The organism is Treponema bryantii NK4A124, from assembly GCF_000421345.1.
Lineage (GTDB): Bacteria > Spirochaetota > Spirochaetia > Treponematales > Treponemataceae > Treponema_D > Treponema_D bryantii_B.
In genome coordinates this window covers 204,689-219,237 of record NZ_ATWV01000003.1, presented here as the reverse complement: position 1 = coordinate 219,237, position 14,549 = coordinate 204,689, and the positions used below count along the sequence as shown (strand labels likewise).

The 14,549-nt window shown below is 39.8% G+C and carries 10 protein-coding genes; all 10 read left to right on the top strand.

The window, feature by feature from the left end; all coding sequences use genetic code 11:
* Positions 1 to 7 precede the first annotated feature (7 nt).
* The 10 genes from G626_RS0104130 to acpS all read left to right on the top strand — a co-directional run bounded on the left by G626_RS0104130 (position 8) and on the right by acpS (position 14,538).
* Complete coding sequence (locus G626_RS0104130; protein ID WP_022931534.1) at positions 8 to 1,483, top strand: InlB B-repeat-containing protein; 1,476 nt, start codon at positions 8 to 10, stop codon at positions 1,481 to 1,483.
* Positions 1,484 to 1,493: 10 nt separating this feature from the next.
* Positions 1,494 to 5,114, top strand: a complete 3,621-nt coding sequence (locus G626_RS17270; RefSeq protein WP_022931533.1) for an SUMF1/EgtB/PvdO family nonheme iron enzyme — start codon at positions 1,494 to 1,496, stop codon at positions 5,112 to 5,114.
* Between the two features lie 117 nt (positions 5,115 to 5,231).
* Positions 5,232 to 5,408: a hypothetical protein gene (locus tag G626_RS18015; RefSeq protein ID WP_022931532.1), complete on the top strand. Its 177-nt coding sequence runs from the start codon at positions 5,232 to 5,234 to the stop codon at positions 5,406 to 5,408.
* Between the two features lie 2 nt (positions 5,409 to 5,410).
* Complete coding sequence (locus tag G626_RS17265) at positions 5,411 to 5,716, top strand: hypothetical protein (RefSeq protein ID WP_022931531.1); 306 nt, start codon at positions 5,411 to 5,413, stop codon at positions 5,714 to 5,716.
* A 9-nt stretch (positions 5,717 to 5,725) separates the two neighbouring features.
* A complete protein-coding gene (locus G626_RS17260; RefSeq protein WP_196800458.1) occupies positions 5,726 to 9,244 on the top strand; it encodes an SUMF1/EgtB/PvdO family nonheme iron enzyme in 3,519 nt (1,172 codons plus the stop codon).
* A gap of 242 nt (positions 9,245 to 9,486) precedes the next feature.
* Entirely contained in the window at positions 9,487 to 11,442 is a 1,956-nt protein-coding gene (gene dxs, locus G626_RS0104105; RefSeq protein ID WP_022931529.1) for a 1-deoxy-D-xylulose-5-phosphate synthase, read from the top strand.
* Positions 11,430 to 12,275, top strand: a complete 846-nt coding sequence (locus G626_RS0104100; protein WP_022931528.1) for a dihydropteroate synthase — start codon at positions 11,430 to 11,432, stop codon at positions 12,273 to 12,275. The genes dxs and G626_RS0104100 overlap by 13 nt, the downstream gene beginning before the upstream one ends.
* 115 nt (positions 12,276 to 12,390) lie before the next feature.
* Positions 12,391 to 13,206: a diadenylate cyclase CdaA gene (gene cdaA / locus G626_RS0104095; RefSeq protein ID WP_022931527.1), complete on the top strand. Its 816-nt coding sequence runs from the start codon at positions 12,391 to 12,393 to the stop codon at positions 13,204 to 13,206.
* The gene (locus G626_RS0104090; RefSeq protein ID WP_022931526.1) at positions 13,184 to 14,164 is read left to right on the top strand and encodes a CdaR family protein; all 981 of its coding nucleotides are present in this window, start codon (positions 13,184 to 13,186) and stop codon (positions 14,162 to 14,164) included. The genes cdaA and G626_RS0104090 overlap by 23 nt, the downstream gene beginning before the upstream one ends.
* Positions 14,164 to 14,538 carry a holo-ACP synthase gene (gene acpS, locus G626_RS0104085; RefSeq protein WP_022931525.1) on the top strand — a complete coding sequence of 125 codons (375 nt, stop codon included), beginning with the start codon at positions 14,164 to 14,166 and terminating at the stop codon, positions 14,536 to 14,538. Before G626_RS0104090 ends, acpS begins: the two co-directional genes overlap by 1 nt.
* Positions 14,539 to 14,549: the final 11 nt, after the last annotated feature.

Here is a 14,549-nt window from a genome sequence, read left to right as displayed (position 1 = left end):
AGATTAAATGCGTGAGATTTTCAAACATTCAAAAGTTAAACTTTCTCTATTTTTCACATCTCTTCTATTAATTACATTTATATCTTGTAACGGCTTTAATTTTGGTGATATTGATTTTAACGGAGATATTCGTACTCAACTGGAAGAAGATATTGGTGTAACCTATTCTTTTTATGAATATCCGGATCTTGAATCTCAGCATATTGATCAGACTCTTATAACCGGAAAAACAATTTCAAATTCAAGATTTCCTGTATATGAACATGAAGATACACTTCTTGTAGGCTGGCAGTATCTTTGTAATACTCAAACCGGTTCAACAGAAATGCCGGATTATTTTACTTTTAATGAAAAAAATTACATACAGACAGTAAGACCCGGAATTACAGATGAAAGTCTTTACGCCGTCTGGAAAAAGAAATGTATAATTAAATTTGTAACCAACTGGCCGGGACTTGAAATTGAAGATGTAGTTATGCCGGCAGGCGATTTACTGGAATGGCCGAGGATTGAAACAAGACAGGGCGAATACCGTTTGTGGAATTGGTGTACAGACCCTGAGCTTACACAGTGGTATGACTTTTCTAAGCCAGTTGAAGATTCTATGACCCTTTATGCCCGCTGGGTAGAGGTTAGAACAATTACCTATCATAAAAATGACGGTTCGGATGAAGAAAACTGGCGTGAATATGAAATCAATATGGAAAATGAAATTTCAGACTGTATGTTTGGTGAACGCAGCGGTTATGGCTTTGTTGGCTGGGCTGATTCTCCAAGTGGCGGAGTTACAAAATATGCAGGAGACAGATTCACAATCACACAGGACATGGACCTTTATGCGGTTTGGTCTACTGATGTAGTAACTATAACATATATAGACAAATACGGTGTATTCCCTAATGCTACAGCCCGTATGGGTAATGGTGCCCATTATTCTGTAGGCCGTGTTTTAAGTAACGAAGGTAACTGGTATACAGATCTTGGAGAAGTATGGAAGCCTCAGGGTAAGACTGTCCTTGGTTATGATGAATCTTCTTCTGTTGGCCTCGACTGGCAGGGTAGACCAGCTGTGACTTACGGAAGATGGGGCTGGCACAATGTAAGCACTTCACCGGAACATTGGGAAGGCAGTAACTATATTACCCTTAATTCAAGCAAGACCTTCTATGTATACTGGGATGATATGATTATTCCTGGAGGAGAAGTAAGTGCAGACTTTACTTTTGAAGAGAGCCCTGATTCTGATATTCCAGGATTAGTAAGTGGACCATCTTCTACAAGTGGAAGCTCAGTAACCTTTACAGCAACAAGCGGATACGATGAATACAGATGGTATTTCGATGGCGATTATCAATCATCATCTGCAACTAATACCTTTACAATGTCTACTTCAGCATTATTACCTGGTGATTATACTGTTATGCTTGTAGTAAAGAGTGGTTCAGATTACTACTCATGGCAGGGAACTCTCACAAAGAACTAGGAGAAAAGTTATGAAGAAAATGATTAAAACAAAATTCAGATTTTTCTCTTTCTTACTGATTTTGCTGGCAGCTTTCTTTGCAGCCACCTTTTCTTCCTGCGAAAACGCCATTACAGATGAACCTTCTGAACTTATAGAAACTCAACAGACAAGTGAAGCAGCAGCGAAACCGGAGACTTCTAATAAAGGTTCAATCCAGATTAGAATAAATCCGGACCAGATAGCGGGCTCTTCTTCCAGAACAGTTTTACCGGAAATCAGCTACGACACAATTACAAGGGTAGTGCTCAGCGGAACCCATAACGGAAGTACAAGAACCCTTCAGGAATGGAGCAGTTATTATAGTGTAAGCTCTGTTTTGCTGGAGTTAGGTTACTGGGACCTTACACTTACCGTAGTTAATAATGGAAAGACCTTTACTTCAGAGACAGAATCTATAGAAGTTGTGTCTGGCACCGTAACGCCGGTTAGCTTTACTCTTTCAACAAGCTCGACAGAAGGCGGTATTTCTCTTTATGTAGAATTTGAAGGTGACGCGGTTGCCGCAAGTTACAGACTCCTGAACTTTCCCACAGAAACAGTAGCTGCTTCGGGAGATCTTACTGTAGCAACAAGCCCTGCAAAATCAGTTAGTTTTACACGGGATGCCGCAAGTAATCCGGTAGCAAAAGGAACCTATCGAATAGAGATAAAATTTTGGGCAGCTGGAGATATTCTCTTAAATACCTACAGCGAAATTGTCCGTGTAAAAGGCGGCTTTACAAGTTCTGCTTCCCGCTATATAGATTTAAATAATCTACATAATATCGAATATCATGCAGACGGCGGATCTATTCTGACTGGTTCCTATGTTGAAAAATATTCACTTCACTCCGGTACTATCGACTTGCCAACACTGCGTCGTGCCGGTTATGAATTTGTCGGCTGGTATAAAGATTCTGGATTAACAGACGGCCCGGTTACTGAATTTAATGTTAATACAGAAACTTCTCTTACTGATAAAAACTTTTACGCAAAATGGAACAGAGTCTGCGCAATCACATATTATCTTGCAAACCAGGCAGCGACTGCAGACAGCGATTGTATTGAACTTACAGAAGACCAGTGCGAAGAATGGGGATTAGTACAAAGTCATACACAAGGTCACGAAACAGAATTACCGTCTCAATATATAGAGAATGAAAATGGTGAGCATATAACTCTTGCAGGTTATACTATGGGAACAATAAGCGGAACAGGAACAGTCCTTACAAGTAACGGCTCAAATTACATTATTCCTGCAACAGTTACTACTGATACTGATATTTATGTTACTGTTAAATCACATATTGCGTATATTGATCCTTCAATAACTAGTGATGAAAACAATATTCCGTTTAATCCTTCAACACCGGCAAAGACAGTAGAAAATGCTCTCAAGTGGCTCAAAAATGCAGATTCAAGTAAAAATCCTGTTTTGTATGTTAAGTCTTCTCTCACCAGTGATATTGGTGATTTGTCTGGTTTGTCATTGTCTTCTGCTAATGGCGGCTATTATGGTGGAGCAATACTTAAAAGATATTCAAACTTCAAAAATGATTACCTTCTTAAACCTGCAAGTGGAGAAATAACATTAAATAACATAATTATTGATGGTGGTGCGGACTGGCGTGATAATGCTGATGTTACGCAGCCTTTGGCAGAAAATATAAATGTCAATGACAGTACAAATGTTGGTATAATAGCAGAAACAGGTCTTATAAAAGTATCTAATGGTGTTACCTTAAAAATGCTTCAGAATACTACCATAAGGAATAATGATTGTACAAAAGCTCAAAATGCTAAAACTATTGAAGTAATCAAAGGTGGAGTTCTAGAGATTAAGGATTCCACAATTACACAATGTCAGTCAGATGTAGGCGGTGCTATATGGTCGTCTGGAAAAATTATTGCAGATGATGTTGAATTGTCTTATAACCACTCAAATTATGAAGGTGGTGCATTATATGCAACTAGTGATTCTAATATCCTCTTCCAACAATCAAGTTTCCTTTCTAATTACGCTTCTTATGACGGTGGTGCTATTTATAATATGGCCACAACGAATGCTCTTTTGTTAAATAATAATTCCTTTGCGAACAATTATGCAAATTCTGACGGAAATATTATTTATAATGTTGGAAAAATGACATTAGCAGGAGAAACTTCAATAAGCGATGGTTCTTATGATAATGATTTCTATATTGATAATGATACCAATCATCCAATCAAAATAAATTCTGATTTTTCTATTACTACAACAAGTAATAAAATAATAATCTATCCTTATGAATATTATTCCGACTCTTCTTCAGCTCCTGTTTTTGACAGACAGATTTTTGATTTCTCGAGTCTTTCAACAAGTCTTTCAACTGTTAAAGACTATTTCGAACTGTATAATTCAAATTATGTAATTGATGATGAAGGTTACATCAAACCAATCCCAGGCACCGTAACCGTAACCCCAGGCTTCCCGGGCAATTATGTCTGCAAGTGGAGCCAGACCGTAAGCGGCTCAAGTCGCACAATCAATATTACAGTAAAAGATCTTAGTGGAGCCTCAATTTGGCCGGGAACTACAGCACCTGCTATTCTTTCTGATTCAATTGAAGTTGGCATTTACGAAGGTGCCGATTGTGTAAAGACTGAAAACACCTTAAGCTTTACATACCCGACCTACCTTGATCCACCAAGCGGAACTCCATTCTATGTTAAGTTCAATATTAAAGTTGATGATACAACCGCCTACAGCTACGACTACTGGCCGGAAGGTGGAGTAACTTATGTCGGAACAGGACTTATTCAGGCTCCTCAATCTACTTTTGATGGAAGTTCAGCTGTTACAAATTCAAGTGTATTTATTAGTGGAAGAAATATAGGAACTATAAAGAGCCTTATTGCCAGCGATCACGAAGTTACCCAGGGTGAATATACAACTTATTGTAAATTCGGTGGTGATCAACCTTCTGAAACTTATGGCGATGGTTCGAATTACCCTGCATACTATGTAAACTGGTATGATGCAATTGTTTACTGCAACCTTAAGACAATAAATGACCTGTCACTAGGGCTTAGTCATTGTGTATATTCTATTGGTGGAGAAAAAGATCCTACTAAGTGGGATGGAATTCAGGTAACAGACGGAAAATACTGTGGACCTTCAAGCAGTAATACAACATGGAACGGAATAACCTTTGACCAGAATGCGGATGGCTGGCGTCTTCCAACAGAAGTTGAATGGGAATTCCTTGCACGTGGTGGCAATCTTACTGGAACACAGACAACTTATAGCGGAAGTGATACACCAGGGGATGTGGCATGGTACTCAACTAACAGCAGTAGTAAGGCTCACGAAGTAAAAGGTAAAGCTGCTAACAGCCTTGGACTTTACGATATGAGTGGAAATGTAGGGGAATGGTGCTGGGATTGGTACGGAAGTATAAGTTCAACATCGGAGGCCACCGGAGCCGCTTCCGGCGATAATCGTGTCCTACGTGGAGGTACTTGGGACAATGAAGAGTCTTCTGTGAAATTATCCGCTCGGGCCAGTATGGAAGTGTATAAAAGGACCAACAGCCGCTACGGCTTCCGTGTAGTCCGTTCTTCAGACTAACCGTCATTGCAAAGAGCGTAGCGTTCCCTGAGCGGAGCCGAAGGGCGACCTTGCAATCCACAAAAAAAGTGGAAAAACTACTTTTTGTATAATATATTATAAATAGGAGGTTTTGATATGAGATGCATAACTAAAGAATATTCAGAAATGCTTAATAATAGTCCAGCATGGAATTTTATTAAAAATACGCCTCGTCCAGATTTTACTGAGCTCGATAAGGAAGTAGCTCACTTTGAAAAATGGATAAAAAAAGAACATGAAAAAGACAGAAAATTACTGAAAAAAGGGAATTAGAAATGATTGTTGAATTTTCTGTTTATGATACAAAAGATTTCTCTGTTGAGCATCTATTAGATTCAGATGAAAATCTGAAATTAATTAAGAATTTTGAAGCTGGTAATAATGCTCATGGTCTTTGTCTTGCAAAATATGTTGGTGTAAGTGCAATTTATATTTATGCTTTACCGGAAGAAAAACTTATGAAGCATTATAAAAAAATGGGATTCTCCAGACTTCCTCCAGAACCTGAAATGTTTTTACAAAATCATGTTAAACCAAAATATGATAAAGATTGTATTTTTATGTATCAGATACTAGGATAAAAAATGAAAATGACAATAAACCAAAAAAAGAAAAATCGACTTTCTCTTTTTTTACTGATACTCTTTAGTATTGGTTTACTTTCCATTTCTTCCTGCGAATTATTTACATCAACAGATTTAGAAGAAAATCTTACAGAATTAATAAACGAAACAAGTACAAACAGCAATGAAGAGAGAACCTTAAAAATTATTGTAACCCCTCGTTTTACTACTTCTTCCCGCTCCGCTGCTTTATCCAGATCTGCATATCCGAACTTTGCTGCTGAACTTGCTAATTTTGAGTTTTATGCAGTCTGTTCTGACACCTTTGGAGAGGCAAGTGCAGATTACGATTCTTCGGAAGGTTCTGTAACTTTTACAATCAGAAGTGCTTCTTTTACAAATAAAACCATTGATTTTTTTGCAAGAGATAAAACAAGTCATAAAGAATTATTATACGCAAAAAAGGAAAATGTATCTTTTACAATTGGTTCAGACCAGGTAATAAATACAACTCTGTATTTTCAGGAATATACTACTGCCACAGGAAGACCTGCCGACAATCCTGCTCCAAACGGCAAAATAAGTCTTGAAGTTTCTGCACCAAGTGGAAGTAAAGTTGTCTGTAATATTTATGACTCAAGTGCCACCCCGGTTCTTGTAAGTGGTGCAGCAGATTCCGGTATGGCTATAGAAATAAGTGGCAGCACAGATAATGCCCGTTCAATTCAAACAGTTGCAGCCGGAATTGCACCTGGAAAATATACCGCCAGAATCTTCATATATAAAGACGGTAATGATGGCACTGGCGGTACTGTACAATCAAATCCCGATTACAGAGAAGAAATCATAAATGTATGGCCGGGCATTACAACTAACCGCTGGTACTTAAGTGATGGCAGTAAAAATCAAACCTTGTCCATTACAATTACTCCGGGAGTTAGGTTTTACGTAAAAGGTACAAATCCATCCGGGCCTTATGCTACCGGCGGAGTATCAATAGACACAACATCAATTCCAGGCTCTATAAAAAATCCTTTTAGTACTATTAATGCAGCACTTGCAAAATGTACTTCTTCTACAAATGATTACAGAATTATTGTATGTGGAAGTGTAGAAGAATCAGTACAGATTAACTCTTCCCTTGGAGCTAAGACAATTACAATTGAAGGAGCCAGCTCTTTTGACACAGATATAATACAAAATCCGGCAGGTACCAGCATGATTCCTGCTTTAAGCATAAACAGGTCCGATATTACAATAAAAAATCTTCAGATAACTGGAGGGCGTTATGGTGGTATCTGCCTAGATAATATTAATTCAGGAGAAATTACAATTGATAGCTGTAAACTTTATCAGAATACTTATGGGGGAGGACTTTATATTTCGTCTTCCACCGCCACTGTTAAAGTAATTAATTGTGAAATATCTCACAATTCTTCAAATCAGTATGGAGGAGGAATAAACCCCTGTAATAATTGTATTGTAGAAGTTGAAGACACAAAAATATTATATAACAATTCTGCCACTTGTGGAGGAGGCTTTTATATTCCACAAGATTGCAGGCTTTCTTTTAAAAATGGTATTATCAGTAATAATTCATCAACTGCAGGTGGTGCTATTGGTATACAGCAAGGGACTTTCGAAATCAGTGGTTCTGTTTATATCCCTTATGGTGTAGAAGGTGAGTTTGGACCTGGCAAAAATGATATTCATAATCGTGTAACTCTTGCTGATAGTATAATAATAAAAAGTAAACTTACGCCTCCGGAAGAAGCAGGCGGAATAGTTGGAGCTGTTACTCCTTGCTGGTATAATACTTCATGTCCAACACTTATCACTCTTGATTCCAGCGTAACCAATACAACACTAAGAAAAGAGCTTAAAAAATTCACTTTAATACAAGATGCTGAAAATCCGACTACAACCTGGGTTTTTACTTCTACTGGTGGCCTTCAGGAGGCTGTTGCCTTTGCATATCCGGCTTCAACAGCAGGTTCTTTTAATGGTTCAACACAAATTTCAGAAGTATTTAAGCAAAACCGAAAGATAGGAAATATCAAAGGTATTGTTGCAAGCGACCACGAAACAACCCAGGGCGAATATGAACTCTACTGCAAGTATTTCAGTGGTTGTGAGCCAACAACTGCTATTGGAAAAGGCGATTATTATCCTGTATATAAGGTCAGCTGGTATGATGCTATTATTTATTGTAACCTTCGCAGTATTGATGAAGGCTACGAGCCTGTTTATGTGGTTGGAGGTAAAACAAATCCTGCTCAGTGGACGGGCATTGATGGCAATTCAACTGAAGGTTATTGTGCACCTTCTGGCTGTACCTGGGATGTAACAATACTGGCTGATAAAAACGGCTGGCGCCTTCCTACCGAAATTGAATGGGAATACCTGGCCCGTGGAGGAGATCTTACGGCTTCAAGCTATACTTACAGCGGAAGTAATACTGCAAGTGACGTTGCCTGGTATGGAAAATCATCAGGTGTGAATAAGGTAAAACAGTTAGCACCAAATGGTTTTAATCTTTACGATATGAGCGGTAACGTTTGGGAATGGACAAACGACTGGCATTCGAATAAAGAAGAAAATGGAGGGGACTGGATTCCATTAGATACTCCAACTTCAGGTTGCTATCCAGATTATCCAGCTAAAACTAATAAATGTAGAGTAACAAAAGGTGGCGGATGGTCTGGCGCTGTAACTCAAAGTCCAGTTTATAACAGGGGAAGTAGTGCTCCAAATGACAGAAATGCAGATATGGGCTTCCGTGTTGTCCGCGGTGCCCAGTATGTTGGAAGTAAGCTGCCTTCGGTCTATAAAGAAGTCGGCGATATAGTATTTAATGACGGTTCTGCAACTCCGTACACAAGCGGCATGTCTCTTACACCTACTCAGATTTCTAATGCTGCTGCCTTAATATACTACAAGGGCACAGGACTTAATAACAGTGGTAATACAACTAAAGTACGAACTCTTGGTGTGGGATTGAAGCGTGTGAGTGGACAAGCATGGTGTCTTGAATCTGCAAATGCGAATTCTGTTAATATTACCAGAATTCAATGCCCGCCTAATGCAGGTGGAAGTGCAGGTAATTATACTTTTGCATCTGGCGCAACAAAGAACGGTTCAAATAATTTAAAACTAATTGGTATTGAATTAGACTCTGATGATGATACTACAGATCTTGATAAATATCCTGCTTTCAAGTGTGCAAAAAATTATAAAGATGTTACTGATACTAATATAAGTGGAACAGCCTGTGAAGATGGCTGGTATCTTCCAAGTCTTGCAGAATTATTTGAGATTTTTGCAAAAGGCAAGGGAACAGGTAAAGTGTTCGATATAGATACAGCAATTCAAGCTCTTGGAGGGGATCAGATTGGATCATCAGCATGCTGGTCGTCGTCACAGTACGCTTCTGAGAACGCTGCCGAAGCTGGTTACGCATACTATTTCAGTTTCGGTATTGGAATATGTAGCCAAGACCCTAAGACCGAAACCGCAAGGATTGTTCGTTCTATCCGTGAGTTTTAATAATTAGAGCTCTAAACTATTGACACAACCTGCCAAAATCTGCATAATATAAAAACTTATATAAGTTTTAAGGAGTGCCATCGTGCCTTGTGGAAAGAAAAGAAAGCGCCAGAAGATGGCGACACATAAGCGAAAGAAGATGCTTAGACGTAATCGACATAAGAGCAAGTAGTTTTTAGGTCGAGACTATGTGTTGAAAGACCGCGTTATACGCGGTCTTTTTTTTACACTACAGAAGGTGGTTGAGTAGGCCGCAGGCCGTATCGAAACCACCGCAGTTTATTAAGAGGTCAATTATTCTTCTATCAAAAATTCATTCGCCGGTAGACATCAAAAAGCTTTCTCAAAAAGAACTCAAGCAGCTGGCCCAGGAAATCCGCACAACTATAATAAATGTTGTTGGTAAAAATGGCGGCCACCTTGCAAGTAATCTTGGTGTTGTCGAACTGACCATTGCGTTACACCGTGTTTTCAACAGCCCTCAGGATGCAATTGTCTTTGATGTAAGCCACCAGTGCTATACTCACAAGCTTCTTACTGGCCGTTATGAAGAATTTCCAACCCTGCGCAAGGCTGGTGGACTTTCCGGCTTTACAAACAAAAACGAAAGCCCTCACGATTACTTTATAAACGGTCATTCATCAACTTCAATTTCTTCGGCTCTGGGCCTTCTTACAGCCCGCGAGCTCAACGGTGAAAAAGGCAAGGTAATTGCCGTAATCGGTGACGGCGCCCTTACAGGCGGTATGGCTTTTGAAGGCCTTTCTCATGCGGGCCAGCTCTGTAAAAATCTTATAGTTGTTCTCAATGATAATCAGATGTCAATTGACCACAATACCGGCTCTCTTTCCCGCTACCTCAGCCGTCTTACCATGACTGCAGGTTATCAGACCTTCCGCTACCGTGTAGACAAGGCGGTAGATAAAATTCCATATCTTGGTCATCGCCTCGAAAAATTGATTTTCCGTTTAAAGCGTGCCATAAAAGGAATGTTCCTCACAAATAATCTTTTTGTTGATTTTGGTTTTGAATATGTTGGCCCTCTTGATGGTCATAACGAAGCTGCTCTTGAACGTGAGCTTCGCCGTGTAAGTAAGCTTCACAGGCCTGTTGTTGTTCATGTAGTTACAAAAAAAGGTAAGGGCTACAGTCCTGCAGAAAATAATCCGGAACTTTTCCATGGAATTGGTCCTTTCCAGATCAGCGATGGTACTGTAGAAAAATTTGATACAGAAAGCTTTACAGAAGCCTTCAGTAATCTGATGGTGGAAGAGGGCGAGAAAAACCGCGACCTTGTAGCAATAACTGCCGCTATGGCAAAGGGAACCGGCCTTTCTGCTTTTTCACATAAATATCCTGACCGTTTTTTTGATGTTGGAATTGCAGAAGAGCATGCAGTAACCTTTGCCGGTGGTCTTGCCAAAGGCGGAAAGGTTCCTGTTGTCTGTATTTATTCTACTTTTATTCAGCGTTCTGTAGACCAGATGATTCATGATATTGCCCTGCAGAAATCTCATGCAATTTTTATGCTGGACAGGGCAGGGGCAGTTCCAAGTGATGGAGTAACCCATCAGGGAATTTATGATATTGCACTTTTCCGTCCTATACCGGAACTTGAACTTATGACAGTTTGCAGCGCTGCAGATTTACGCCTTTGCTTTGAATGGGCAGTAGAGAAGGGAACCAGCGTAGTAATCCGTTATCCAAAACTAACCTGTCCTACAGAAGTGCCTCAGATGAGTCAGCCGGTGGAGCTTGGCCGTGGGATTTTTATTCCTTGCACAGAGTTTCCTATAGAAAACATCAGCGAAGCAGAGCTTGAAGCAAAAAAGAAAAAGATCCTCGTAGTTGCAACAGGCGGTATGTACAGTGAGGTTCAGAAAGCTGTGCGCGCAGTTCTTCTTGACGGTGGCTATGCTGATATTTATCTTTTACGTTTTATTAAACCTTTTGACGAAAGCTATTTCCTTGAGCTTGCCGGACGCTATAGCGGAGTTGTTTTTGTTGAAGACGGTGTAGTGATTGGCGGTATGGGCCAATACCTTGCAGGCCTGCTTGCAGAAAAAGGCCAGACAAATACCCGTGTACTTGGTTTTGAAGATAAATTCTATAATCATGGAAGCCGTGAAGAAGTGCTTGAAATGGCAGGCCTTTCTCCTTCTCACATCAAAAAGGCGGTAAAAGAATGCTGCAATTAAAACTTGGCTTAAAAAGAGCCGTAACTGAACGCCCTGCCTTTGTAATGGGTATAGTTAATGCCACCCCGGATTCTTTTTTTGAAGAAAGCCGTGGCGGAATAGACCGGGCCCTTCAGCTGATTGACGAGGGAGCTGATATTCTGGACATTGGCGGTGAGTCTACCCGGCCGGGCTACACACCAATTATCGCCGAAGAAGAAATAAACAGAATTATTCCGGTAATTGAAGCAGTTCGCAAAGTATCTTCAATTCCAATTTCTATAGACACAAATAAGCTCAAAGTTTTTAAGGCGGCCTTTGCAGCAGGTGCAGACATCTGGAACGACATAACGGCCTTAAGCGGAAGTTGCAAGCCCGATGGAGATGACGAAAAATCTGCCGACGGCACAGCCGCTGCTCATGGAGAGCCTTCTATTTATGCTGCCGAATATCTTGCTAAAACCGGTGCTTCTGTAATTTTAATGCATACAGGTCCAGCTTCCATTAAGGAAGTATCTGATTTTCTTGGTCAGAGGGCAATCTTCTGTATTTCAAATGGAGTTGCATCAGATAAAATCATTTTAGACCCTGGAATCGGCTTTGGAAAAAGTCTGGAAGAAAATCTTGCACTTATAAGTCAGCCTCTTTCAATCTGTGCAGGCCGTTATCCGGTGCTTATGGCTCTTTCCCGTAAACGCTGCATCGGCGACATGACCGGCCGTACTACAGAAGAACGTCTTGCCGGTACCTTAGCCGCAGACCTCATAAGCGTTCAAAGAGGCGCAAAAATAATCCGTGTTCACGACGTTTCTGCCGCAATTGACACTCTAAATGTGATGAAAAATCTCCGATAATGTAGTATAATAGTTAAATCTAAATGGTGGTTTCGATACACCGCACTATGTGCGGCACTCAACCACCGGTGGTTGAGTAGGCCGAAGGCCGTATCGAAACCACCATCGGAGTATTATGCTCGGTTTTGACAGAATTCTATACCTTTATGATTTCATACGGCCATTTCTTGATATTGCCGTAATGACATTCATTCTGTATAAAGCATACGATTTTATCTCAAAAACAAACGGCGTACAGATGCTTAAATCGCTTCTGATTGTCGTAATTGTATATGGTCTTGCCGTTCTCTTAAAGCTTCAGACAATCCTCTGGCTCATGAATATTATCGCTCCGGCTCTTGTAATCGGCTTTGCCCTTATTTTCCAGCCGGAAATCCGAAAGCTTTTTATCCGCATTGGCCAGAACGGCTGGTTCGCTTTTGGTACTCGTTCCCGCCACACTTACGTAGATGCTGTCCTTATTGCCGCCGAAATGCTTTCTCAGCAGAAGCGTGGTATGCTTGCAGTTTTCATGCGCCATACTCAGCTTGAAAATATCATTCAGACAGGAACCCGCTTGAATGCAGATCTTTCTTCTAGCCTTCTTATGACAATTTTTGGTAAGGATACATCGCTTCATGATGGTGCCTGTTTTATTCAGGGCGGTAAGCTGATTGCAGCCGGATGCTTTCTTCCAACTTCAGAAAACTACACAATCAAAAAGACCTTTGGTACCCGTCACCGTGCGGCCCTTGGACTTTCCGAAGTCTCTGATGCAGTTGTACTTGTTGTTTCAGAAGAGACCGGTGCCCTTAGTCTTGCCTACGATTCAAAATTAAATTACGACTTAAGCCTCGAAGAAGTTCGAAAAATTCTAGAAAATCTTCTGGAAATTACTTCGGAAGCTCAGGTATTGGAGGATACTGTAGATGAACACAAAACATTTGCTTGATAAAATCCTCGATAAATGGCCTTCTAAGGTTGTATGTCTTGTAATTGCAATCTTTTTATATTTCTTTCATCAGGCTTCTTTAATTGAATCTAAGACTTTTGTTGTTCCACTTCAGCTTGAAGAAAATGGAATTGTAATGCATGTTGGCAGTGTACCAGGCTCAGTTGCTGTTGTAGTAAGAACCAGCGATGAAATTATAAAATCCGTTTTAGCGACAGATATTACAGCCTCAGTTTCTCTCGATGCAATTACAACAAAGGGCTCTTATACCTTGCCTGTAAAAATTACTCTTTCTGAAAATCTTATGGCTTATGATCCTTTTGAAGTAAGACTTAAGGATGATACGATTACAATTGATGTTGATAAAAAGGTTTCAAAGTACCTTCCAATGGCTCCTTCGATTGTAGGTGAAGTTGCACATGGATATGAAATTGATTCTGTTAATATTTCTCCTTCTACCATTGAAATCTCCGGTCCAGAATCTATTGTAAATGCTATAGATAAAATTTATACAACAAGAATTAATGTTTCAAATGCCGAAACAAACTTCTCAACAGAAACTTCATATCAGAAAACAAATAAGTTGATTTCTATAATTGATGAAGAAAACTTCCGGGCTACAATTAGTGTTAAGCCTGTTATTATGGAAAGAGATTTCACTGAAATTCCTGTAGAGATTTTGAATCTTGATAAAGAACTTGAAATTTCCGGAGAGCTGCCACTTGTTTCAATCAAGCTTTCCGGTTCAATGCCTGTTCTTGAAGATTACATTCTTTCAAAGCATGCTGTTCAGGTTAATCTCCGTGATATTGATGAACCTGGAACTTATGAACTTCCTCTGCGTTATGTTCTTCCATCAAATCTAAATCTTATTGAAAAATCTGATGATGAATTGACACTAACTATCGTTCGTAAGCCTCTTGAAAATACAGAGCCTGCAGAGGGTGGAGCAGAATAGTGATTGGAGGAATTGGAACTGATATTACAGAAGTAAAGCGTTTTGAAAAATGGATTAAAAATCCGGAAATGCTGCAGCGCTTTTTTAATGAAAAAGAAATGTCTTCGGCAAAATCAGATTCTGCAAAATGTCAGCACTATGCAGCCCGCTTTGCTGCTAAAGAAGCTTTTTCAAAAGCGCTTGGAACTGGAATTACAGGTTTCAATTTAAAAGATGTATATATAACAAATAACAGCGAAGGAGCTCCTTTGCTGAATATAGAAGGTGCCGCTCTTTCACTAATGAAGGAAAGGCTTGGGCAGTGCAAGGCTTTTGTAAGTTTAAGTCACGAAAAAGAGTATGCGATTGCTTATGTTATTTTAGAAAAAGTTTAAGGAGGAGACGT